The 23,773-nt window shown below is 35.8% G+C and carries 18 protein-coding genes and 1 other annotated feature; of the genes, 11 read left to right on the top strand and 7 right to left on the bottom strand.

Features of this window, described 5'->3' with window-relative positions:
- Window positions 1–152 precede the first annotated feature (152 nt).
- The 6 genes from BC6307_RS17140 (at window position 153) to motS (ending at window position 5,408) form a co-directional block, all read left to right on the top strand.
- Window positions 153–599 carry a DUF948 domain-containing protein gene (locus tag BC6307_RS17140; protein WP_066413180.1) on the top strand — a complete coding sequence of 149 codons (447 nt, stop codon included), beginning with the start codon at window positions 153–155 and terminating at the stop codon, window positions 597–599.
- A 1-nt stretch (window position 600) separates the two neighbouring features.
- The gene (locus BC6307_RS17135) at window positions 601–1,062 is read left to right on the top strand and encodes a YtxH domain-containing protein (RefSeq protein ID WP_066413179.1); all 462 of its coding nucleotides are present in this window, start codon (window positions 601–603) and stop codon (window positions 1,060–1,062) included.
- A 298-nt stretch (window positions 1,063–1,360) separates the two neighbouring features.
- The gene (locus BC6307_RS17130; protein ID WP_066413173.1) at window positions 1,361–2,437 is read left to right on the top strand and encodes a bifunctional 3-deoxy-7-phosphoheptulonate synthase/chorismate mutase; all 1,077 of its coding nucleotides are present in this window, start codon (window positions 1,361–1,363) and stop codon (window positions 2,435–2,437) included.
- Between the two features lie 314 nt (window positions 2,438–2,751).
- Window positions 2,752–3,750: a catabolite control protein A gene (gene ccpA, locus BC6307_RS17125; protein WP_066413170.1), complete on the top strand. Its 999-nt coding sequence runs from the start codon at window positions 2,752–2,754 to the stop codon at window positions 3,748–3,750.
- 99 nt (window positions 3,751–3,849) lie between these two features.
- Window positions 3,850–4,653 carry a flagellar motor protein MotP gene (gene motP, locus BC6307_RS17120; protein ID WP_066413169.1) on the top strand — a complete coding sequence of 268 codons (804 nt, stop codon included), beginning with the start codon at window positions 3,850–3,852 and terminating at the stop codon, window positions 4,651–4,653.
- On the top strand, window positions 4,650–5,408 hold the full coding sequence (gene motS / locus BC6307_RS17115) for a flagellar motor protein MotS (protein ID WP_066413167.1): 759 nt from the start codon (window positions 4,650–4,652) through the stop codon (window positions 5,406–5,408). Before motP ends, motS begins: the two co-directional genes overlap by 4 nt.
- Window positions 5,409–5,489: 81 nt before the next feature.
- Here the strand turns inward: motS and BC6307_RS17110 are convergent, their stop codons facing one another.
- The 3 genes from BC6307_RS17110 to BC6307_RS17100 all read right to left on the bottom strand — a co-directional run bounded on the left by BC6307_RS17110 (window position 5,490) and on the right by BC6307_RS17100 (window position 8,003).
- Window positions 5,490–6,662, bottom strand: coding sequence for an acetoin utilization protein AcuC (locus tag BC6307_RS17110; protein ID WP_066413165.1), 1,173 nt, complete (start codon window positions 6,660–6,662; stop codon window positions 5,490–5,492).
- Window positions 6,656–7,300 (bottom strand): acetoin utilization AcuB family protein, encoded by a 645-nt coding sequence (locus tag BC6307_RS17105; protein WP_066413163.1) that lies wholly within the window; start codon window positions 7,298–7,300, stop codon window positions 6,656–6,658. The genes BC6307_RS17110 and BC6307_RS17105 overlap by 7 nt, the downstream gene beginning before the upstream one ends.
- A gap of 70 nt (window positions 7,301–7,370) precedes the next feature.
- Window positions 7,371–8,003: a GNAT family N-acetyltransferase gene (locus tag BC6307_RS17100; RefSeq protein ID WP_066413161.1), complete on the bottom strand. Its 633-nt coding sequence runs from the start codon at window positions 8,001–8,003 to the stop codon at window positions 7,371–7,373.
- Window positions 8,004–8,315: 312 nt separating this feature from the next.
- On the opposite strand from BC6307_RS17100, the gene acsA reads away from it, so the two are divergent.
- Window positions 8,316–10,034 (top strand): acetate--CoA ligase, encoded by a 1,719-nt coding sequence (gene acsA, locus BC6307_RS17095; RefSeq protein ID WP_066413159.1) that lies wholly within the window; start codon window positions 8,316–8,318, stop codon window positions 10,032–10,034.
- Window positions 10,035–10,178: 144 nt separating this feature from the next.
- Here acsA and BC6307_RS17090 read toward each other — a convergent pair whose 3' ends face one another.
- Window positions 10,179–13,097, bottom strand: a complete 2,919-nt coding sequence (locus tag BC6307_RS17090) for a transglycosylase domain-containing protein (protein ID WP_066413157.1) — start codon at window positions 13,095–13,097, stop codon at window positions 10,179–10,181.
- Window positions 13,098–13,231: 134 nt separating this feature from the next.
- Window positions 13,232–13,460 (top strand) — a binding site (T-box leader).
- Between the two features lie 54 nt (window positions 13,461–13,514).
- Between BC6307_RS17090 and tyrS the strand changes: the two genes are divergently transcribed.
- Complete coding sequence (tyrS, locus tag BC6307_RS17085; RefSeq protein WP_066413155.1) at window positions 13,515–14,774, top strand: tyrosine--tRNA ligase; 1,260 nt, start codon at window positions 13,515–13,517, stop codon at window positions 14,772–14,774.
- 258 nt (window positions 14,775–15,032) lie between these two features.
- On the opposite strand, the gene BC6307_RS17080 is transcribed toward tyrS, so the two are convergent.
- Both BC6307_RS17080 and BC6307_RS17075 read right to left on the bottom strand, forming a co-directional pair.
- Window positions 15,033–17,150, bottom strand: a complete 2,118-nt coding sequence (locus tag BC6307_RS17080; protein ID WP_066413153.1) for a glycoside hydrolase family 3 protein — start codon at window positions 17,148–17,150, stop codon at window positions 15,033–15,035.
- 105 nt (window positions 17,151–17,255) lie between these two features.
- Window positions 17,256–18,818 (bottom strand): glucose PTS transporter subunit IIA, encoded by a 1,563-nt coding sequence (locus tag BC6307_RS17075; RefSeq protein ID WP_066413151.1) that lies wholly within the window; start codon window positions 18,816–18,818, stop codon window positions 17,256–17,258.
- A gap of 248 nt (window positions 18,819–19,066) precedes the next feature.
- On the opposite strand from BC6307_RS17075, the gene BC6307_RS17070 reads away from it, so the two are divergent.
- Window positions 19,067–20,260, top strand: coding sequence for a helix-turn-helix domain-containing protein (locus BC6307_RS17070; RefSeq protein WP_066413150.1), 1,194 nt, complete (start codon window positions 19,067–19,069; stop codon window positions 20,258–20,260).
- Window positions 20,261–20,373: 113 nt separating this feature from the next.
- Here the strand turns inward: BC6307_RS17070 and rpsD are convergent, their stop codons facing one another.
- Window positions 20,374–20,976: a 30S ribosomal protein S4 gene (gene rpsD / locus BC6307_RS17065; RefSeq protein ID WP_066413147.1), complete on the bottom strand. Its 603-nt coding sequence runs from the start codon at window positions 20,974–20,976 to the stop codon at window positions 20,374–20,376.
- Window positions 20,977–21,279: 303 nt separating this feature from the next.
- On the opposite strand from rpsD, the gene BC6307_RS17060 reads away from it, so the two are divergent.
- Both BC6307_RS17060 and BC6307_RS17055 read left to right on the top strand, forming a co-directional pair.
- On the top strand, window positions 21,280–21,888 hold the full coding sequence (locus BC6307_RS17060) for a hypothetical protein (RefSeq protein WP_066413145.1): 609 nt from the start codon (window positions 21,280–21,282) through the stop codon (window positions 21,886–21,888).
- 64 nt (window positions 21,889–21,952) lie between these two features.
- On the top strand, window positions 21,953–23,695 hold the full coding sequence (locus BC6307_RS17055; protein WP_066413142.1) for a sensor domain-containing diguanylate cyclase: 1,743 nt from the start codon (window positions 21,953–21,955) through the stop codon (window positions 23,693–23,695).
- Window positions 23,696–23,773 lie beyond the last annotated feature (78 nt).

The raw sequence follows: 23,773 nt of genomic DNA, 5'->3' as shown, positions 1-23,773 counted from the left end.
AACCGAAAAACAAAATTTTGTTTATACTTAAAGTAGTAACTTAAAACTTCTTTTTTTTGCAGGGATTTGCTAGTCATAATAGAATAGAGATAGAAGGATGTTTATACTTTTAGTAGAAGGGTATAGACTAACAACAGGAGGTGTTGAAGTTCATGTTAATTAATCTACTATATATCAGTGCCTTCATTATAGCTATTGCTTTCCTTGTGCTAGTTATTTATGTATCTAAAACGTTACGTTCAGTGCAAGGGACTTTAGATCAAGTAGCAGGGACTCTTGGTGGAATTGAAAAACAGATGCAAGGTATTTCAAGTGAAACAGAGCAATTACTACATAAGACAAACTCATTAATGGATGATATTCAACATAAATCAGAGCAACTTAATACAGTTGTCGTAGCTGTTAAAGATGTTGGAACATCTCTACAAAACTTTAACCATTCCGTTCAACGGTTATCAAATAATGTTGTCCAGCAAATGGACAAGAACCAAGATAAAGTATCACAAGTTGTGCAATGGTCGAATGTAGTAATGGAATTGGTTGAGAAATGGAATGTAAAAAAGAAACAAAAAAATGAATTCGAAAGAGGAGGAATGTAGCATGAGTAAAGATGGGATCAACACAAAAGATTTTTTAATTGGTACATTAATAGGTGGGATTGTAGGGGCTACAACAGCACTATTCCTCGCTCCGAAGTCAGGGAAAGAATTGAGAGACGATTTACAAGAACAAGCGAGCCACTTAAAGGATAAATCTGAACAATGGAAACAGCAAGCTACTGAGATTTCTAGCGAGTTAGCTTCGACTGCAAAAGAAAAAACAAATCAGCTATCACAAGTTATATCTGAACAGTCCCAAGTTGTTATGGATAAAGTAAAACATTTAAAAGAACAATCGATTGATGCATCAGAGGAGTTACAAGAGAAAGTGGAAGAAGTAATAAATGAAGCTGCAAGCGCAATTGAAAGCGGTTCTGAAGAGATGACTGAAGAAGTTCAAAAGCGACTTGAAGCAACTAAGCAAGCAATTGAAGAAGTCGAAACAAAGTTGAAAAGTGAATAAATCAACTTAAAAGACGGAGTGGCTTACTCTGTCTTTTTTTACATAATTAAAAATAGGAATTCAAAAATGTATCTTTAATCTATTTTCTAATTTCATTATTTTGGACTTGCACAACGTTCTTCCCTTCATAAATAAGGCTAATATTCACTTTCACGCTACACAAATTGTTGCATAAAATACTTTATTACTTAAAAGCGTCTAATTAATAAAGTATTTGTTGGTGACAAGTTCGGTTTGATGGTTTATAATTATTTCTAAATTAGTGAATTGGTACACAATTTTGAAAGGGTGACGAAAGTTGAATCAAAATAATTTAGAGACTTTAAGACAGCAAGTAGAAGATAAGAACTTAGAGATATTAAAATTAATTAACGAACGCGGAAAGTTAGTTCAAGAAATTGGAAAAATTAAAGAAGCACAAGGCGTTCACCGCTATGACCCTGTTCGAGAAAGAGCGATGTTAGATTTAATAACAGAAAATAACGATGGGCCATTTGAAACTTCAACACTTCAACATATTTTCAAGGAAATTTTTAAAGCTGGTTTAGATTTACAAGAAGACGATACGCAAAAAGGATTATTAGTATCTAGAAAAAGAAAGCCAGAAGATACAATTGTTAATATTAAAGGTGAAATGATCGGAGACGGTAAACAATACTTTGTTGTAGGTCCATGTGCTGTTGAAAGTTATGAGCAAGTAGCTCAAGTAGCTCAAGCGGCTAAAGGCCAAGGTCTAAAATTATTAAGAGGTGGAGCTTTCAAGCCGAGAACTTCTCCTTATGATTTCCAAGGTTTAGGTTTAGAAGGATTGAAAATTTTAAAGAAAGTAGCCGATGAATTTGATATGGCTGTTATTAGTGAAATCGTAAATCCAGCTGATATAGAAGTCGCTTTAGATTATATCGATGTTATTCAAATCGGAGCTAGAAACATGCAAAACTTCGAATTGTTAAAAGCTGCTGGTGCAGTGAAGAAACCTGTATTATTAAAAAGAGGAATGGCGGCAACAATTGATGAATTTATCAATGCAGCCGAGTATATTATTGCACAAGGAAACGACCAAATCATTCTTTGTGAAAGAGGAATACGTACTTACGAAAAGGCTACAAGAAATACGTTAGATATTTCAGCTGTACCGATTTTAAAATCAGAAACACATTTACCAGTACTTGTCGATGTGACACACTCAACTGGAAGAAAAGATCTTCTTTTACCAACAGCAAAAGCTGCATTAGCGATCGGAGCAGACGGAGTGATGGCTGAAGTACACCCTGATCCAGCTGTCGCATTATCTGATGCAAATCAGCAAATGGATATTGGTCAGTTTAATGAATGGATTACTCAATTAAGAAGTCATTATTCATATAAAGCATAAATGGGAGAGGAGAGCAAAAATGCTCTTCTCTTTTTTTAGTTATTTTGTATAGAAACGACCTTTATAAGTATTTAATCTTTTTTCTTCTAAATTTGAGAATTGTTAGTATAAAGTAACATAATGAGGCAAAATAACATTAAATTTATGAAAACAATTTATGAAAATTACATAAAATTTTCATTAGAAAGGTCGCGTACACGTTGCTCTTCGTTTGATAGTATCGTATGATAATAAACATATAATTGATTTGGCGTCTTTTTTAGTTGTTATAATGGACGATTATTTTATTAAAAGTATAAGAAGGAGAGATTACAATGAACGTCACAATATATGATGTTGCAAGAGAAGCGAACGTATCCATGGCAACGGTATCACGCGTTGTTAATGGTAATCCAAATGTAAAACCTACAACTAGAAAGAAGGTACTAGAAGCAATTGACAGACTAGGCTATCGTCCGAACGCTGTTGCTAGAGGGCTAGCTAGTAAAAAAACAACTACAGTTGGAGTTATTATTCCTGATATTTCGAGTATTTTCTACTCTGAATTAGCGCGAGGGATAGAAGATATCGCAACGATGTATAAATACAATATTATATTAAGTAACTCAGACCAAAACACAGATAAAGAATTACATCTATTTAATACGATGCTAGGAAAACAAGTAGATGGAATTGTGTTTATGGGCGGTAATATTAAAGATGTGCTTGTAGAGGAATTCGAAAAATCACCTGTTCCGCTTGTATTAGCGGCATCATTTGATAAAGAAGATAAAATCCCAGCTGTAACGATTGATTATGAACAAGCAGCATATGATGCGGTAAAATCTTTATTAGAAACTGGCCATAAACATGTAGGTTATGTTTCCGGTCCTTTTGAAGAGCCTGTAAATGGCGAAAAGAAGTTAGAAGGTTACAAGCGTGCACTTGCAGAAGTAAATCTTCCATTTGAAGAAGAATTGGTGGTTGAAGGTGATTACACGTACGATTCAGGAATAGAAGCAGTAGAAAAGCTTCTTACATTAAAAAATAGACCTACTGCAATATTCGTAGGAACAGATGAGATGGCGTTAGGTGTCATTCATGGAGCGCAAGATAAAGGATTACATATCCCAGAGGATATAGAAGTGGTAGGTTTTGACAATACGAGACTTGCATCAATGGTTCGTCCACAATTAACTACAGTAGTACAACCGATGTATGATATAGGTGCTGTAGCGATGCGTTTATTAACAAAACTAATGAATAAAGAAATGGTAGAAGAAACAAATGTTGTTCTACCACATCGAATTGAAAAGAGACGCTCAACAAAATAAAAAATATGTCGATATATAATATAAAAGAGGACAACTTCTATAATTTGAATGTCCTCTTTTAGTTTACTAAAGTCAAGGTTGCATATTAGGGGAGAGCGTATGAAAAAGTTAGATGTATTAACACCAGTAGGAATTATTGTAGGGTTTATTGTAGTATTATTCGCAATATTTATAAATGGGGATCTTGCAGAGACTCTCGCATTTTTACATCCTTCTTCATTTTTAATTGTTGTTGGTGGAACCGCTGCTGCATTATTAGTTACATTTAATTTAAAAGAGCTAAAAATATTACCAACTGTTCTTAAGTCTACCTTTTCTAGGGAGGAAAATGAATTAGCAGATGTAATCGATACTTTTGTTGAATTATCTGATCGGGCCCGTCGAGAAGGATTATTAGCACTAGAGGCAGTAGTAGAAGAAGTGGAAGATCCTTTTTTAAAAAAAGGTGTGCTACTCGCAGTTGATGGTGTAGAGCCAGAAGTTATTCATGATATTATGTCTGCAGAAGTAGCAGCAATGGAAGAACGTCATAGTAAAGGTAGAGCAATTTTAGAGAAAGCTGGGGACTTCGCTCCTTCTTGGGGAATGATAGGTACTTTAATAGGACTTGTATTAATGTTACGAAATTTAGAAAACCCGGCAACTTTAGGACCTAATATGGCAATTGCAATAATGACGACTTTATATGGTAGTTTGTTTGCTAATTTAGTATTTTTACCGATGGCTACTAAACTAGCAAATAAAACAGAAAAAGAAGTATTTATGAAGCAAATTATTATTGAGGGTGTTATAGGAGTACAATCTGGACAAAATCCGAAAGTGTTACAAGAAAAGCTTTCTGCATTTTTAGCGAAATCTGAAAAGGAGAGGGAAGATGAAGAACTTTTGGAGGAAGGTAGATGAGCAAGTTCAGGAAATTGAAAAAAACAGACGATAAAGGTGCACCACGTTGGATGGTCACATTTTCGGACCTATTTATGCTTATTCTCGTTTTTTTTATTCTTTTATTTTCCATGTCCCAGATTGACTTAGTAAAGTTTAAAGCTGTGGCTGAATCGTTTAAACAAGTAAATTTATTGGACTATCACCCATCAGCTATTCCATTTGAACATCCAACAGACTTTTCCATTGATTATGAATCAACAAATAATAACAATTCTAATTATGGTGAAGAACAATCCGAAGATCAATTGGAAGAAGTACTACGAGAGGTTCAGCAATTTCTTGATGAAAATGACTTGGAAGATATCGTCGTAGCGAATCGAACAGAACGTGGCGTAGTACTTGTATTGGAAGAGCAAATTTTATTTAATTCAGGTGAAGCGAGTATTCTCCCTGTAGCGTTTCCATTTTTAACTAAATTAGGAAATCTATTAGAAAGAATTCCGAATTTAGTTAAAATTGAAGGTCATACCGATACGGTACCGATGAATAACTATCAATATCCTTCAAACTGGGAATTATCTACAGCTAGAGCAAGTAGTGTTATTCGCTATTTAATCGATGAGCATGACTTGAATGCAGAACGATTTATTGCAGTAGGGTACGGTGAAACGAGACCAATTGTTCCAAATACTACGAGAGAAAATATGCAAAAAAATCGACGAGTTGAAATTGTTATTTCAGATCCGGCAAGTGTAGAAGAAATAGATTATTAAAATAGCAAAACCCGAAGACATGTATTTTGTAGCTCTTCGGGTTTATCCTTTTATTTATAAAATCAACTTGCTAAAATAGTTTTATGAAGATTTATCAATCCCAATATGACGAAGTGGATATAAGGCCTGCTCTAAAACTTTTCTATTTTTTTCAGTAATTTCAGCTTTTCTTGGAATTGGGGCGTATATCCCCTCTTCGTCATCCCATTTAGTCGGCAAAGCAACAGGTGACTGATCTTTCCACTTATTAATCCATTTATGTGGTATATTTCTGCTATGTAAGGACATATCATTCATTTCCAGCCAAATTAAGCTCCATGCTCGTGGTACTACACGCCAAATATCATATCCACCACCGCCAACTGCAATCCATCTACCATTACAATATTGATGGGCAATTTTATGAGCAATTTTAGGAATTTCCTCATATACTTTCATCGTAGTCGATAAATGTGTTAAAGGGTCGTAATAATGTGCATCAGCACCGTTTTGGGTTACGATTACATCTGGTTTAAAAAAAGCGGCTATTTTCTCTAAAGATTTTTCATATACTTCTAAAAATGATTCATCTTCTGTAAATGCATCAATAGGTATATTAAAGCTGTAACCATATCCGTCACTTTGTCCTCTTTCATTCACATTACCTGTACCTGGAAATAGATATCGTCCAGTTTCATGAATGGATAATGTGCATACATCTGAATCTTCATAAAATGCCCACTGTACTCCGTCGCCGTGGTGTGCATCTGTATCTACATATAATACTCTCGCTTTATATTTTTCTTGAATATATTTAATGGCGACTGCGCTATCGTTATATATACAAAAGCCAGAAGCTTTTCCACGGAAGCCGTGATGTAGCCCACCGCCTAAGTTTAATGCGTGTTTCGCTTTACCCGTCATAACATAATCTACTGCAGTTAATGTTCCCCCGACCAATAAACTGCTTGCTTCATGCATATTCGGAAAAATTGGTGTGTCCTCAGTGCCTAAGCCGTAACTACTTGCCCGATCTTCTCCTAACATACCGTTTCCAGCTAATTTAACGGCATCTATGTACGCTCTATCGTGAATTAAAGCAAGCTCATCGTCTGTTGCATTTCTAGGGTTTACGATATCGTCTTCCGATATAGCTTGACATTCTTTTAATAAACTTAGTGAGAGAGAGACTCTTAGCTGGTTAAACGGATGGTTTTCACTAAATTTATAAGTTTGAAAATCATCCGAATAAATAAATACGGCATTTTTCATAATTCTTTCCCCAAAATATTAGGCCATAATACATCATAGCCTTCCTTTTTTAAATCTTGAATTATCGTAGTAGGATTCATCGTTCCAATGCGGAAGACTAATATTTTATATAGTTCATTATCGTCAGGGTACACTAACACACTTAAAATATTTACATTACGATTTCGAAATACTGCTGTAACGTCTGATAATTTACCAGCGATATTTTTAACTTTTATTTCAATTTGGGAAGAAGGTTGATTTGCACCTGCAAGCTGAACAAAAGTACGAAGAACATCTGTTTTCGTCACAATTCCAACTAATTTTTCTTGCTGAACGATAGGTAAACAACCTATTTTATATTCATAAAAGATACCAGAAATATCTTCCACAAAATCAAGTGGATGACCTGTAACGACTTCTTTATTCATTAAAACAGAAAGAGGTTTTTCTCTTTCTTCTTTACTTACATTTTCACGTATCGCTGAAGGTACTATCGATCGTAAGTCACGATCTGAAACAATACCAACTACATTATTTTGTTCATTTAAAATCGGTAGATGGCGAATTCTTTTTTCTTCCATAAGCCTTAGTGCTTCTTCTACTGTGTTATTTGGGGAAAGTGTATATACTTCTGACTTCATTATTTTTTCTACTATCAATAGTTTCAACCCCTTTGAAGACCAGTCTGTAATCCAAAAATTGGCCACAAGATATTAATGTTGTATGTAATTAGTACATAAATCGGTTTTTAAATCGAAGCTGGTCAAACTGTTGAACAGACTCTGGTTTTATATTTTTACCAATTCTAGCCATTAAACAGTTTGCAGGATGTGAACTAATTTCTGGTTCATCTGTCGCATAATATATCAGTCCACCAGCGTTCATCATTTTTTCCATTACTTTTCGATATTCCCAAACATTTAACCCAGTCCCCTTTAAGTCCCAATGCCAATAATATTCAGTTGTAATAATAATATAGTTTTCCATCATAGGGTCCATCATGGAAACTTGCAAAAGGCTTTTTCCTATTGAGCACCCACGAAAAGCCGGGATAACTTCAATTGCACCAAGTTCTATCAAATCAACCATATTTCCTTCCGACCATCTTTCCATCGGATCTGGATATAAATAAGTAACATAGCCTACGATAGTGTCTTGTACTCTTGCAATTAATATTCTCCCTTCTGGTAATGATGAAATTTCTATAAGTGCACGGTGTTGCTGTTTTGGTGGTCGAAATGCAATTAAGTCTTCATGAAATTCATATGATGCGAGCTTATCGGTTGTAACTGGTCCTTCGACAATTACTTTTCCTCTAGGTGTTTTTACTTCTTTTGCATTGTATGTTTTAATATGTTCCATATTTTTCACCTACTTTTATCCCGTAAACAGGTAGTATGACTCATTTTAGTCGTACCTAGAAAATATTCTGGAAATAAATACTTTCATAATGGTTACGGAATGATTTTATTACTAACATAGTACCATAAGCATAATAGTAGCTATACCTTATTTAGAAACTGGTTCGAAAGAAATAAAACGCTTTCACTAATAGTTTACTAGAAACGCCTAGTAAAAGCATTTATTTTTTTAATGAGTTTTTTAAAAATTGAGAAAAAATTATTTCTGTAATATAATAGTAGAGAATCATCTTACTTAAGGGGGAGTTTGTAGATGAAAGTTGAAGCGCTATCAGTAACAAAGGGGAACTACAATCTTCAAAGCTACGAAGATACGTATGAGAATTTTGATTGGAAAGAAGTTGAAAAAAACTTTTCTTGGTCTGAAACAGGAAGAGTAAACGTTGCCTATGAAGCGATAGACCGACATGCTGAAACATATCGGAAAAATAAAGTAGCCCTATACTATCGTGATCCAGAACGAAATGAAAAGTATACGTACAAAGAAATGAAAGAGCTTTCAAACAAAGCGGGGAACGTGTTAAAGCAAGCGTGTGATGTTGAAAAAGGAGACAGAGTATTTATTTTTATGCCACGCTCTCCAGAACTTTACTTCGTTGCGTTAGGTGCTATTAAGCTAGGGGCAATTATCGGACCGTTATTTGAAGCATTTATGGAAGGTGCTGTTAAGGACCGATTAGAAGATAGTGAAGCAAAAGTGTTAGTTACTACTCCAGATTTATTAAATCGTGTTCCTTTAGATGAACTACCAGCATTAAAACATGTTGTGTTAGTGGGTGAAAATGTAGAGGAAAATGACATGCTAATTGATTTTTATAGCAAGTTTGAAAATGCAAGCAAAGAGCTACAAGTAGAGTGGGTAGACAGAACAGATGGATTAATTTTACATTATACGAGTGGTTCTACTGGAAAGCCAAAAGGGGTACTTCATGTACATAATGCAATGGTCCAACATTATCAAACAGCGAAATGGGTTTTAGATTTACAAGATGATGATGTTTATTGGTGTACAGCAGATCCAGGATGGGTTACTGGGACAGCGTATGGTATTTTCGGTCCTTGGCTAGTAGGTGCATCGAACGTCGTAGTAGGCGGTCGTTTTAGACCAGAAGCTTGGTATGAAACTATTGAAGATTACGGTGTTTCTGTTTGGTATAGTGCTCCTACAGCATTTAGAATGTTGATGGGTGCTGGAGATGAAGTAGTGAACAATTTTAATTTATCTTCTCTACGTCACATCTTAAGTGTTGGCGAACCGCTTAATCCAGAAGTTATTCGTTGGGGAATGAAAGTCTTTTCTTTACGAATTCATGATACATGGTGGATGACGGAAACAGGCGGTCAATTAATTTGTAATTACCCTTGTTTAGAAATTAAGCCAGGTTCAATGGGGAAACCAATTCCAGGTGTTATTGCAGCAATTGTAGACGACCAAGGAAATGAGCTACCTCCTAATCGTATGGGGAATCTTGCAATTAAAAAAGGTTGGCCAGCAATGATGTACACGATTTGGAATAATAAAGAAAAGTACGAATCTTATTTCATGCCAGGCGATTGGTACGTTTCTGGTGATTCTGCATATATGGATGAAGATGGATACTTTTGGTTCCAAGGACGTGTAGATGATGTTATTATGACGTCTGGTGAACGTGTAGGTCCATTCGAAGTAGAAAGTAAATTATTAGAGCATCCTGCCGTTGCGGAAGCGGGGGTAATCGGTAAACCTGATCCAGTACGTGGTGAAATAATAAAAGCTTTCGTCGCCCTAATGGATGGCTATGAAGTGACGGATGAATTAAAAGAGGATATTCGACAGTTTGTGAAAAAGGGATTAGCTGCTCATGCGGCACCAAGAGAAATAGAGTTCCGCGATAAATTACCGAAAACAAGAAGTGGTAAAATTATGAGACGTGTATTAAAAGCTTGGGAGTTAGACCTTCCAACAGGTGATTTATCTACAATGGAAGATTAATTAGGCGAGGGGTGTTCAAAAAGTCAGTAGAGCTGATTTTTTGGACCTCTTTTTTATTCCATCACAAAAAAAGGTCCGAGCTACTAGAGTTTCAGACATCAAAAAAAGAGAGCTCCTTTACATGGGCTCTCTTTTGAAATATATTTAGTCTTCGTCGTCGTTTCCTGGAGGTGGGTTGGTGGAGCTATCTCCATCACGGTTTCCTCCACTATTTTCTTCCTTCTTTTTCTTTTCTTCTTCCTCTTTTTTCTTCTTTTCTTCTTCTTCTTTCTTTCTCTTTTCTTCCTCTATTTTATCAACATCCCCTAGTTTCACTTCTTTAGAAGGAGAGGACTCTTTCCCAGTCGCATTAATTGCTGTTACGTAAAACACTCCAATATTTTGGTTAAGTTTTAACGATGTTGAATCACCAGCAACAACGGAAGCGATTCTTCTTGATTGTGAAGTTGTATCTGGCGCGTAATATACGTAATAGCCAATTACATCTTTTTCACCACTAGCGTTCCAATTAATTGTGGAACCCGACAAGCTCACATTTGAAACTTGTTTAGGTGCTTGATTATTTTGTGGAAGCGAATCTTCAGAAAGTATGACTAAGTTTTCGAATACTTTATTATTGTCCATATGTTTTGCTAAATCTTCGATACTTTTTAATTGTAATCTCTTCAAGAAGTCTGGGTTTAGCATTGGACCTTCTTTGACAAACTCACTTGGCGTTGAGCTTAACGGTTTATAAGCTACATCACCAATCTTTACATATTTACCACTCGTTAAGCTGTCGTCTACTTTACTTGGTACGAACTTAGCATTAAATAAATCTTCACCTACTAATCCAGCTTGGCGACATAAATCAGAAGGTAATAGTCCAGAAAGCATGCAATAGCTTCTACGAACAATTCCACCTGGCATTTTAAAGCTTTCTGATGTGCTAACTACTTCCGAATCGACTGCATTAGCTGCATTTAATAATCTAGCCCATAGAAGTTGCATACGGTTTGTAGCTGTGTAACCACCTACATTATTACTTAGACTAGTTGTTTGGTTATGTGGATAACCAAACCAAATACCAAATGTTACTTTCGGGTTTGAGCCTACTAACCAAACGTCCGTAGTGTCATTCGTTGTCCCAGTCTTAACTGCCCAATCAGAGTGGAAGTTTAAAAATCTTTTTGCTGGTGTTCCTGTTCCTTGATGGAATACAGTTCGTAATGTATCTAACATTAAATAAGCTGTTTGTGGTGAATAAATTTCTACAGGCTCAACTTCATGTTCATACACTACTTCACCATTATTCGTTTCAATTCTTTCAATTAAATATGGTTCTACATAGTTACCACCGTTAGCGAACGTTGCATAGCCAGCAGTATTTTCTTCCACTGTGACTCCAGTAGTTAATCCTCCAAGTACAGCAGAAAGGTTTTCACGATCTTGGTACACATTTTTGAATCCTTGTTTTACTAAGTAGTCCATCGGTGGGTTAGGACTATTATTCATTAAATCTTTATAGCCATGAGCGGCAGCGATATTGTGAGAAGCTCGGATAGCTTCACGAGCCGTAACTAACCCATTTTCTCTATAGTTCCAGTTTCTAGGTGTCCAAGTAGTAGTTCCTGCTGGTATAGGAACGGAGATGTCAGCTAATATACTTCCTGGCTGCAGTCGTCCAGATTCAAATGCAGGTGCATAAAGTAATAAAGGCTTCATCGTGGACCCGTTTGGTCTGTTCGTTTGCGTTGCAAAGTTATTGTTTGATATATCGAAACCTCTACCACCTACGAAACTAATAATTGCTCCCGTATCGTTGTCGATTAATGAAGCTCCTACTTGTTCATAACTTTGCTCTTCTTCACCAGTTTCCTTATTTACTACCTTAATTGGATAACCGAAAAATTCAAATTCACTCGTAACTCTTTCCATTTCGTCATAAATTTCTTTATGAATCGTCGTATGAATTTTATAGCCGTTTTGACGGATGTTAATTTTGGCAAGTTCTTTATATTGATTTTGTAATTCTGTGCTTGCTTCATACTCTTCTTTCGAATAACCATCTTCCTCAGCAAGAATAGAAGCGATTATTTTTTCGGCTCTGTCTTCAATTTCAAAAGCAACGTATGGATATTCTTCAATTGCAGAACTCTCAGATTCGATAAAATCTTTTGTTAGATCGTAAGCTAACGCATCTTGGTATTGTTTTTCTGTAATATACTCAAGTGCATACATTCGTTGTAGGACGTATCTCATTCTTGAGAAGCCAGGTTCCAGCCCTTCAGCTGTTTTTACTTCTCCGGCACGAGTATATGGAGTATACGCAAATGGACTTTGTGGTAGTCCAGCGATATAGGCAGCCTGAGGGATTGTTAACTCATTAGGCTCTACACCGAAAATACCTTTCGCGGCCGTTTTAACTCCAGCAATATTGCGTCCTGACGAGTTTCGTCCGAAAGGAGATACATTTAAGTATGCTTCCAAAATCTCTTCTTTAGTGAAGAAGTTTTCTAAACGAAGTGCTAGCAGTATTTCTTTTGCTTTTCGATCAAATGAAACTTCGTTCGTAAGTATTTGGTTTTTTATTAACTGCTGAGTTAATGTACTTCCACCAGTTTGTGAGGCGGAATTTGTAACTTCTTGTAAAATTGCACGAAGAATTGCTTTTGGTACTACACCTTCATGCTCATAAAAATACTCGTCCTCTGTTGCGATAAGAGCGTTAATTAAATGAGGTGAAATGTCATCTAATTTAACTTCTTCTCTATCTAAGTCAGCGCGATATTTTCCAAGGTATATATTGTTCGCAAAATACATTTCTGACGTTTCTTCATAGTTGTATATGTTACGCTTCATATCTTCATAAGGACGTAGAGGTTCATCTTTTACGAGAGAAGCGAAATAGCCTGCCCCTGCTCCGCCGGCAAATCCTACACCAATGACCCCAATAATAAAGAAGATCAATAATAAATTCCACACTACTAGGTACGTAACATTAAAGCCTTTTTTTGTATATTTATTTACAAAAACTTGATACGTAGACAGAAGATTTTCTTTGAATCTGTCTTTTTTTGACATATTATCTACCCCCCGGTAAATCATAACCATTATAGCATAGTGAAAAGCTGTATATGACTATTTTTTTCTATTTCCAATAAATTATTTGACATAGAGCTTCATTGTATGATAAAAAGATAGTTAATTAAATATATGGAAACGCAATGATAGGAATTAGTAGTGTATATAGTTAGCTTTTTAGAGAGCTGATGGATGGTGCAAATCAGTACTGCTATATAGATGAATTACCTCCTAGAGCTTCTTTTGTGAACAGTTGTTACTAATTAGCAAAAGACGGTGAAAAGCCGTTATTTTACTTAAGGTGGGAAGGCTTAGTATAGAGCTTTTCAATTAGGGTGGTACCGCGAGCAACTCGTCCCTTTTTTAGGGATGAGTTTTTTTGTGTTTAAAAATAAACAAAATAAAGGAGAAAAGCCAATGTTATTAGAGGATTTAAAATTCCGTGGACTTGTGAATCAAATTACAGACGAAGAAGGGTTAGAGAAATTACTATCAGAAGAAAAGATTAAACTTTACTGTGGTTTTGACCCGACAGCAGATAGTTTACACATTGGTCACTTATTACCAATATTAACATTACGAAGATTTCAACAGGCTGGTCATCATCCGATCGCTTTAGTAGGTGGAGCAACTGGATTAATCGGGGATCCAAGTGGTAAAAAGGCGGAACGTACACTTAATACAGCAGATGTTGTATTACAATGGTCTGATCGCATTAAAAATCAATTATCTCAGTTTTTAGACTTTGAAGCAGATAGTAATCCAGCGGTTATGGCGAATAACTTTGATTGGATTGGCAAGATGGATGTTATCTCGTTTTTACGTGACGTAGGGAAAAACTTCGGAATTAATTACATGCTTGCAAAAGAAACAGTATCTTCTCGGATTGAAACTGGGATTTCGTATACTGAATTTAGTTACATGATTTTACAATCATTAGACTTTTTACATTTATACGAAGAAAAAGGGTGCAGACTTCAAGTAGGGGGAAGCGATCAGTGGGGAAATATTACAGCCGGGCTTGAATTAATTCGTAAATCAGTAGATACAGATGTGAAAGCATTTGGTTTAACAATCCCACTTGTGACAAAAGCGGATGGTACAAAGTTTGGTAAAACAGAAGGTGGAGCAGTTTGGTTAGATAAAGAAAAAACATCTCCTTATGAGTTCTACCAATTTTGGATTAACACAGATGACCGAGATGTAGTGAAATATTTAAAATACTTTACTTTCCTTTCTCAGGACGAAATTAATCGTTTAGAAGCTGAAGTACAAGAAGCGCCTGAAAGACGTACTGCTCAAAAACGCTTAGCTGAAGAAATGACAAAACTTGTTCATGGAGAAGAAGCATTAGCACAAGCTATTCGTATTTCCGAAGCGTTATTCAGTGGTAGTATTTCAGAACTAAGTGCAGCGGAAATTAAACAAGGCTTTAAAGATGTCCCTTCTTTCCATTATGATGGGGAAGAGGAAGTTTTACTTTTAGATTTACTTGTAATGAGTAAAATTTCTCCATCGAAACGACAAGGTCGCGAAGATATTTCTAATGGTGCTATTTACATTAATGGCGAAAGAGAACAAAGCTTAGAAAGAGTTTTAACGAAAGAGGATCGTATTGAAGGACAATTTATCGTAATTCGAAGAGGGAAAAAGAAATATTTCTTAATTACGTTTTAATATTTATGAGGCTGTCCTAAAAGTCAGTAAAACTGACTTTTAGGACTTTTTTTGTTAGTTACCTTTATAAGGATTCTATGAATTTATTAGTTGTAAGGACAAATTGTTTATTAAGTAGTAAACCTAAAAAAGAGTAATCGCATCAGGGAAGTGATGACGATTACTCTTGCTGAATCTTAAGCTATTTGGACTACTGCAGTCTAATGGTAATTTTTCGATAGGGGACTGAACTGCCAGCCCCTATCTTTCACCTCAACCTTAATATTGTAAACCGTGTCCTAGTTTATAAACATTTCCTTCGCTGTCTTTGTAGGCATAGCTGATTCCTTCTGGCATATATTTATCTTTGTCATAGCCCGGAACATCATTTCTTGATACACAATTACCATCTTGATCGACAGCAATCACTTCTTCACTGGCTGGTAATGTCAACGGCAGGACACCTGTTGGCTGATAGTTTCCAGCCATAATTTCAAGCTGTGCTTTGTAGAATGTGTCGTAACCGGCAACAAGAGCATCTGCCAACGGTTCTACATTTCCTAGAAGCCATGGCAAGATAACATTTACACTTATTATAACTTTGCCGCCACGGCTACGGATGTTCTCTATTACTTCATTCAAATGCTCCAAATCGCTTAAAGTAGTTTCTGTATACGGGGTACCATCCAACGCTTTTAAGGATTTATTTTCACATAAACTGAGCTCCAACAATCCTGGTGTTGCATTAAAATAGGTGCCTGATTTCGGTTGCAGGAATAAGATAGCAATATCTGCTTCTTCATACGCATCGGTTAACTGAAATTGACCTAATTCCTTCGCATCGCCCAATGCCTGCTCCGTATACGTAGCTGCATGTTCTGTTTCCTTATGGTAGGCTTTTATATATACTTTTTTACCTTCCAGCTTGTCCGCTGTTAATGGGAGTGTTTCATTTGAGTTTTTCAATATGGTTACTGATTTTTTATGTGCTTCATATGCTGTATCCCAGTGTGCAGGTGTGTTTACTACCTTATCCGCATTTTCTGGTGAATTGTACGTACGATCATCAAACAGACCTAATGCAAACATTTCTGTAAGCAATCTTTCATTCGCTTCATTGATTCGCTTTTCACTGATCCAGCCATTATCCACTGCCGCTTTCAGGTTTTCTATATCATTTGAATCTGCAATGATATCTGTCCCTGCATTTACAGCTTTTGCAAAACGCTCTGCAATACTTAAACTTTCAACACCCCAGCTCATGTTATTGACGATACCACTGTCACTGTTAATATAACCTTTAAAGCCTAGTTTTTTACGCAGCATATATTCAATGAAATATTGATTAAACGCAAAACCAACCTCTTCGAAAGGAATATCTTCGCCTTCAAATTCCTGAACCACACTTTTCTTGATGCTTGGAATCGAGTAATAAGGCATGATGGAAGATGTTCCGTGTTCAACAGCTGCTCGAAACGGTGGTAAATGATACTTTTCTAAACTTCCCGGAGTAGGATAAAGATTCCATTTTCCTTCTTTATAATGCGGGTCAAACCCATTTTCTCTTGGTCCTCCACCAGGGAAATGTTTAGTTGTCATCGCAACGCTATCTTTACCTAATGTTTCCCCTTGGAATTCGTCGATAATACGACCAATTGCATCTGCAATAAATTCTGGATCTTCACCAAATGTACCATACGTTCGCTGCCATCTCGGATCTGTGACAACATCGGCCATGTACATATACCCTTTTCTCAAACCAGTTGCATTCCATTCCTTGTGGGCAGTTTTGGCAAATTCACTGATGATGGAAGCATCCCCACCATTTTTAATATCACCCATCGCTGCTGCCGCAAGACCCAATGTGCCTGGCCAAGTGGAAAAGATACCAATTGCATCATTCATTCCAAAGATAGACTCACCATTTTCATTTCTTGAATTGGAAGTAACGATGACTGGAATACCTAACCGTGTTGCCTCTGCTACTTCATTCATCGTATTAATCCATTCCGCTGTTTCACTCGGACTAAAATTATCACGTAAAATGAAATGGCGTAAATGTCTATTTTCGATGGTATGAGTCGTACCATATACTTTGCTAGTGGCAAAGATACTTTCTCCCTTTTCCACAATACCTTCATCTAACACACCATCATGGCTTGTTTTGCTCTTATCTTCCTGATAAAGACCCATCCTGCGCGTGTTAATCAGCATCATACCGATTTTTTCATCAATATTCATTAAAGAAACTAGGTTTTTCGCTCGTTCTTCCGGGCTTAAGCGCCAATCTTCATAAGGATCAAGCTTTCCATTGTCATTTAAATCTTTAAATGTGAAACCATCTTTTTCAATAAGCTGTTTGTTTCTAACTTCCAGTTTTGGTTGTTTGTGTTCCATGCGAGTTCTTCCTCCTATATTTTTATTTAATTGAATATAAGGTTGTTAGAGGGTACTGCGGTATTTTTTAAAGAACATTCTCACCTAATCCCTTACAACATCATGTTATAAAGCTAGTTTCAATAAACTGTTTTCCGATGATACGTAAGCTTCTTCTGTAACATCGATATGGGCATATTCCTCTGTATTTGTGATGACGACTGATGTAGTGATGTCAAACCCAGATTTTTCTATGTTTTTCCTATCGAATTCTAATAATAGATCGCCTTTCTTCACCTGATCCCCTTGCTTGATATGGACGTTGAAGTATTGCCCATTTAGCTTTACGGTATCGATACCTACGTAAATTAAAATTTCTGCACCATTGTTCGAAGTGATTCCAAGTGCATGCTGTGTAGGGAATAGAGTCGTAACTTCACCATCCACAGGGGCATATACTTTCCCTTCTATCGGTTTGATTGCAGCTCCTTTTCCGACTGTATTTGTAGCAAATAACGGTTCATTCACATCAGCTAATGGGATAACATTCCCTTTTAATGGACTGGAAACTGTTTCTGGCTTAATCACCTTTATATTATAGGTATCATCTTTTTTTCCTTGGAAACCAAGTACAAGTGTAAAGGTTAATCCTAACACAAAGGCTGCTCCGGCTCCGACTAAATGCTGACTGATAGGCGAGAAGGCAGGTATGGACAGTACACTTGGAAGAACAAAATCATTCATCACGACACCAAATGATCCATTGATTGCTCCTCCAATTGCCCCGGCCACAACAACATAAACGATCGTTTTTCTGTAACGCAAGAGAATTCCGTAGTAAATTGCTTCGGTTGTACCAGCCAGTGCACCTGGCAGGATCCCGCTTGCAGCAAGTGACTTCAGTTTATTGTCTCTCGTTTTGAAAAATATAGCGATTGCAACTGCGATTTGAGCAAATACAGCTGGTGCTGCCATGCCGATAATTGGGTCAGGACCATTTGCTAGGTTAGCAATCGCAAGTGGAATGATTGTCCAGTGCAATCCTGCAATAGTAAGAAATGTCCATGAACCGCCGAGAACCGCTCCTGCCAATAGTCCACTTTTATCACTAAGAAAAGTTATAATGGCACCAAGGCCTTCTCCGACTAAATTACCAAAAGGCCCAAAGAAAAGCATCGTTAATGGCACCAGGATAGCTAAAGATATAAGCGGATTAATAAACATTTGGATATCTTTATAGATGATTCTTTTTAGGCATTTCTCTAATCCTGCATAAACAAACATTGCAATAAATATAGGAAATACGGTTGATGAATAGTCTGCCAAATTAACAGATAGACCTAAAAAGCTGATGGATTCAACACCCGTGTCAACAAGGTTTACTATCTGGGGAGTTAAAAGAGCTGCTCCAATCGCTCCACCGACATAACCATTTCCTCCTAGTTTTATTGCAATCGTAATACCAAGAAAGACGGGAAGGAAATAAAATATAGAGTTTCCGGCAGCAGACAAGACAATATAGGTACCGCTTTCATTTGAAAGCCAGCCAATTTGACTTAAGACTGATAAGGCTGCTTTTAACAGACCTGCACCAGCAAGTACACCAATAATTGGGGCAAAGCTTCCAGAAATCACTTCGAGAATTTTAGATATCTTCGACTCTTTTTTTGCGACATTATGCTGACTCATTGTAATGTTCCTTTCTTTTTACTTGAATGGAGAAGCAAAGTTTTATTCATGCTATTTTCTAAACTCAATTAATGCGTTTACAAATTTAAATATTATTTTTTTAAAATACACCTACATGAATAGAATTTTATTTTGAATATATCTCTATATTATCTTGAGTTTTTGTTTTCACATAGGATAAAATTAGCGTTAATCGGATAAAAATCACACATTTGACAAATTTCGCATTAAGGTAGGAGATGATAAAGGTGTACTCAACTATTGTATCTACCGCAATAAAGGTTTCACATCTTACGCAATTAAATACATATGTAGTAGATATGAACGGAGATGTGATCTTTCACGATGAAAAATTCTCCATACCTGATTCCATGCCAGGCGCTAAGCAAAAGGATGTCCTGGAGTTCTTTCATAAACTAAAACAAATAAATCAAGTTTATACCTATATTAACCCTTGGGGGCTATGCTATTTAGGTTATTCTTTTTTGGAAGAGGGAAAAGTTAACGGTATCATCATTGGCCCTTATTTTGAAGTAATTCCGGATATGTACAGTTTAGTACTGCAATACAATCTCACCATTCAAGAAAGCGCTGAATTGAGAAGTTTGATTGAAAAGGTAAACGTTGTCACCACTGAGCAAATAAGCAGTTTCGAGGCAGTGCTTCAGCAATTTAACTCGATAATGGGAGCGGAAATAATCCCTGTAGTGATTTATTCAAATGAAAATGGAGAAAGCAAAGATAGGGATGCCAAAGTGGGCGATAAGGCTAATCTGATACAAGAGAGGTACCGTATTGAAAATGATTTTATGCATGCAGTTGAAAAGGGGAATAAAGAAGAGGCTTTAAAACTGATTAATTCAGGTAATACGCTATTCTCTTTTTCCGAGCGGTTTCCCAACCAGCCCCTCCGCCGACTAAAAAATTTAACTATCGTTTTAAATACATTATTGCGTATCGCTGCAGGAAACAGTAATGTCCCGGCGATTTTAATTCATCGTATCTCTGAAAGATTTTCCTATAGGATTGAGAATGGCGAAAATGTCGCAGCTTTACGCCGAATTCAGGATGATATGATTGGAGAATACAGTGATTTAGTAAAGTCAAATTCTCTACAACATTATTCCCAGATGATACAAAAGGTAATCGAGCACTTAATGAGCTATTATGATCAGCAAATTGATAAAAACGAATTAGCTACAATATTTCACACGCATCCAGGAAATTTATCAAGAAAATTTAAAAAAGAAACGGGCGTGACTATTACAGAATATCAACAAAACCTTAGAATTAACCAAGCGATACATTTATTAAAAACAGAAAACCTGCCCGTTGATGAAATTGCATGGATTGTTGGGTATAGGGACCCCTCTTACTTTGGAAGAGTTTTTAAAAAAGCAACGGGTTATTCTCCTACTGCGTATAGGGAGAATGGTTTTTGATAATGAGGAAACTTCTGGATTGTGACTAGAATACTATAATGAAAAAACCCCTGAAACGTTGATAAAACAACATTTCAAGGGTTTTATTTGCATTATAATGCGAGAATCTACTATTAACGAGAGTAGTACTCAACGATAAACGCTTCGTTAATTTCAGCAGATAACTCAGAACGCTCAGGTAATCGAGTGAACGTACCTTCTAATTTTTCAGCGTCAAAAGTTACGAAGTCTGGTACGAAGTTGTTTACTTCGATTGCTTCTTTAATGATATCTAGGTTGCGAGATTTTTCGCGAACAGAAATAGTTTGACCTGGTTTTACGCGGTAAGATGGGATATCTACACGAGCGCCATCTACTTCGATGTGACCATGGTTAACTAATTGACGTGCTTGACGACGAGTACGAGCAAGTCCTAAACGGTAAACAAGGCTGTCTAAACGAGACTCTAATAAGAACATGAAGTTCTCACCATGAATACCAGGCATTTTACCTGCGATATCAAATGTGCGACGGAATTGACGCTCATTTACACCGTACATATGACGTAATTTTTGCTTTTCTTGTAATTGTAAACCATACTCAGAAAGCTTTTTACGTTGGTTTGGACCGTGCTGTCCTGGTGCATAAGGACGCTTTTCTAATTCTTTACCTGTACCACTTAATGAAATGCCTAAACGGCGAGACAGTTTCCAACTTGGACCTGTATAACGAGCCATGAATGACTCCTCCTTTTATGTTATTATTTTGGTAAAATAATAACCGTTGTGAATATCTCTACCTAGTCATTATATTTTCATGTATCCTCGCTCTGCAGCAAAGAGTTACACGATACACCTTCGAGTTGCGCTCGAGGAACATAATGAAACTACATAGTCTCCACAATAGGCTGCTATATTTTACACAAAGGCTATTGTATAAAATTTTTATAGTAATGTCAAGTTGAAGTGAAAAACAAAGGTTTGTAATTCTACTAGAAATTGATAAAATAAATTAATAATAAAAAATAATAGGTGGTTATTATGAAAGAATCTAGAAAAGAAAGAATGGTGCGGTTTGGAATATTAGCCGTTGTAATTTCCTTTACTATATATTTATTTACTGTTCAATTTAGTATGTTTCAGCAAGCATCTCCAACCGAGGATAATGCTACAGACATCCCTTTTTTAGTAGAGGTCCTTCAAGAAAAGGATGAAAATCATGCTAATCCAATCATATCAATGGTAAGAGAAGCTGAAAACAAACCTGTTCTCATTTCTTATGAAATAAAAATCGAAAACAATTTCCAATTTTCTACTATAAATGCGATAGAATTACAAGAAAATCCAACTCGTCTATTAGCAGATGAATCGGAAGGGGTTTGGTTAGGAATGGATGACGACTGGACATTGTTTACGGAAGAACTAGAAATCGTTACAAACTCTAAAAATGTACCCGAGCAAAAGGAACAAAATTATGAAATGGTAGTGGAAGAAACGGAAAGCTACTATTTAATGAAAATAATGAAAGACGGAGAACTTCTTTTTCAGAAAAACTTTCAAGAACAACCACTATCTATAAAACGTTTATCGATTACGGAAGATTTATGGTTAGTTATTTTCAATAATGATGTCACAGTACTATTTTCATAGATATATAGTAAAATTTAACAAGAAAGTTTATAATATAGGCATAAACTACTAAAAGGTGAATGTAATGGATATTGGTCAAAAGATGATGTCTACTATTAAAACTGAAATTTACGACTATTTGATTGTAGAGAAAAGTTTTTCCGAAAACAAACTGTTGTATTTTTTAGAAAAATTACTTCAAAAAGAATTAAATGCACAATTAGTTACATTTAAATTAAAGGATGAAGAGAATTTTAATAACGAAAGATTATTTAAGAGTGAGAAAGAAAAGCTTATACTATCTTTAAGAGAAGATGAGACAGTAATAGGTACTGTTCATATTTACTTTTATGAAAAAATGAAATTCACTCACTCATTTTTACATGAGTTGTCAGCGGAACTATTTAAACTGTTAACTAAAATAAACTCAAGCGATTTTTCTACTCGAAGTGAAAAAAGATACGAGCAATTATATTCAGTTACTTCACTTTTTCACTCCTCCATGGAAGTGGAAACAGTGTTAAACGAAATTTTCAAAACTTTAAGAGAAATATACGAAGATTTTTCTTACTATTTATTATTGACATCGGATTATGAGAATCTTCAACATTTACCTGTGAAAAATCTAGAAATGGACACAACGAATGAAACAGCATGGCAAGCTTATGTTTCAGGTGAAGTTCAAACAGTAGACTCTATTTCAGAACGTAGATCGTTAGTGTATATTCCTTTAAAAGGAAAACAAGGAGTTTACGGTGTATTACAAATTATTAGCCTAGACTCGATGATTTTTCCGAAAGAGGAATTAAAGTTTTTAGTATTACTTGCAAATACGGCTGGAACAGCTTTTGAGAATGCCCAATTATATCAGCAATCAAGACAACTAATATCCGATTTAAAATTAATCAATGAAACGTCACATCAATTAAATACGAATTTACGTTTAAATGAAGTAACAACATATATGAGAGAAAATATTATTAATTCGTTTCAAGCGAAGGAAGTAGGTTTTTGTACTTTCCAAAGAGCAAATGAAGAAATTGAAATACTGGAAGGTTCAACAGACTTTTTTAAACACAGTTTGTCCAGTTCGTTTAAACATTATATAAGAAAGTATACTTTGCGTACGATGGAACCTTTATTTGTTGGAGATCTTCGTACTTTTGATGAATTCGATGATATTCAGTTTTGTTCCTGTATGTTAATACCGATGGATTTAACAAACGGGAAGATAGGAGCGTGTGTCGTCGTTCATCCATTGCCTTATTTCTTTACGTTTGATCAATTTAAATTACTACAATCTTTAATTCACCACTCAACACTCGCATTTAGTAATTCTATTTTAAGAGAAGAATTAGAAAAGTACGTCATAACAGACTACTTAACAAAACTTTACTCGAGAAAATATTTAGATGATAAAATTAAGCTGTCGATGAAACACGATTCATTCGGAACCTTTATTTTATTAGATATTGATGATTTTAAATTAGTGAATGATCAGTACGGTCACCAAATTGGGGACGAAATATTAATTCAAGTAGGTTCTGTTATAAAAGATAATTTAAGAGATACGGATATTGGAGCAAGGTGGGGAGGAGAAGAACTAGCTATTTATTTACCAAAAATAGATTTATCGCTAGGTTTACAAATTGCAGACCGTATTAAAAAACGAGTTAGTGAGCATACATCACCGTCTGTAACCGTATCATGTGGTGTGTCGTTCTGGCAAAAAGAAAAGAACGACAGTGCGAAGGAATTATTTTTACGAGCCGATACAGCTTTATACAAGGCGAAGGGGCAAGGTAAAAACAAAGTATCTGCCGGTTGAGTAATAGAAACAAAAATAAATTTTGAGCAGTAAAACTTCCTACAAAAGTTTTACAGCTCTTATTTATTTCATAAAAGA

The sequence above is a fragment of the Sutcliffiella cohnii genome (assembly GCF_002250055.1).
Lineage (GTDB): Bacteria > Bacillota > Bacilli > Bacillales > Bacillaceae_I > Sutcliffiella > Sutcliffiella cohnii.
Note: the sequence above shows the minus strand (reverse complement) of the source record. Positions and strands in the feature narration are given on the sequence as shown.

What these genes read in the sequence shown, in the direction of transcription:
- motP (WP_066413169.1), top strand. Translation starts at nt 3,850, where the DNA reads ATGAAAAAGTTAGATGTATTAACACCAGTAGGAATTATTGTAGGGTTT.
- acsA (WP_066413159.1), top strand. Translation starts at nt 8,316, where the DNA reads ATGAAAGTTGAAGCGCTATCAGTAACAAAGGGGAACTACAATCTTCAA.
- BC6307_RS17055 (WP_066413142.1), top strand. Translation starts at nt 21,953, where the DNA reads ATGGATATTGGTCAAAAGATGATGTCTACTATTAAAACTGAAATTTAC.
- tyrS (WP_066413155.1), top strand. Translation starts at nt 13,515, where the DNA reads ATGTTATTAGAGGATTTAAAATTCCGTGGACTTGTGAATCAAATTACA.
- motS (WP_066413167.1), top strand. Translation starts at nt 4,650, where the DNA reads ATGAGCAAGTTCAGGAAATTGAAAAAAACAGACGATAAAGGTGCACCA.
- BC6307_RS17060 (WP_066413145.1), top strand. Translation starts at nt 21,280, where the DNA reads ATGAAAGAATCTAGAAAAGAAAGAATGGTGCGGTTTGGAATATTAGCC.
- BC6307_RS17100 (WP_066413161.1), bottom strand. Translation starts at nt 8,003, where the DNA reads ATGGAACATATTAAAACATACAATGCAAAAGAAGTAAAAACACCTAGA.
- rpsD (WP_066413147.1), bottom strand. Translation starts at nt 20,976, where the DNA reads ATGGCTCGTTATACAGGTCCAAGTTGGAAACTGTCTCGCCGTTTAGGC.
- ccpA (WP_066413170.1), top strand. Translation starts at nt 2,752, where the DNA reads ATGAACGTCACAATATATGATGTTGCAAGAGAAGCGAACGTATCCATG.
- BC6307_RS17140 (WP_066413180.1), top strand. Translation starts at nt 153, where the DNA reads ATGTTAATTAATCTACTATATATCAGTGCCTTCATTATAGCTATTGCT.
- BC6307_RS17075 (WP_066413151.1), bottom strand. Translation starts at nt 18,818, where the DNA reads ATGAGTCAGCATAATGTCGCAAAAAAAGAGTCGAAGATATCTAAAATT.
- BC6307_RS17135 (WP_066413179.1), top strand. Translation starts at nt 601, where the DNA reads ATGAGTAAAGATGGGATCAACACAAAAGATTTTTTAATTGGTACATTA.
- BC6307_RS17090 (WP_066413157.1), bottom strand. Translation starts at nt 13,097, where the DNA reads ATGTCAAAAAAAGACAGATTCAAAGAAAATCTTCTGTCTACGTATCAA.
- BC6307_RS17080 (WP_066413153.1), bottom strand. Translation starts at nt 17,150, where the DNA reads ATGGAACACAAACAACCAAAACTGGAAGTTAGAAACAAACAGCTTATT.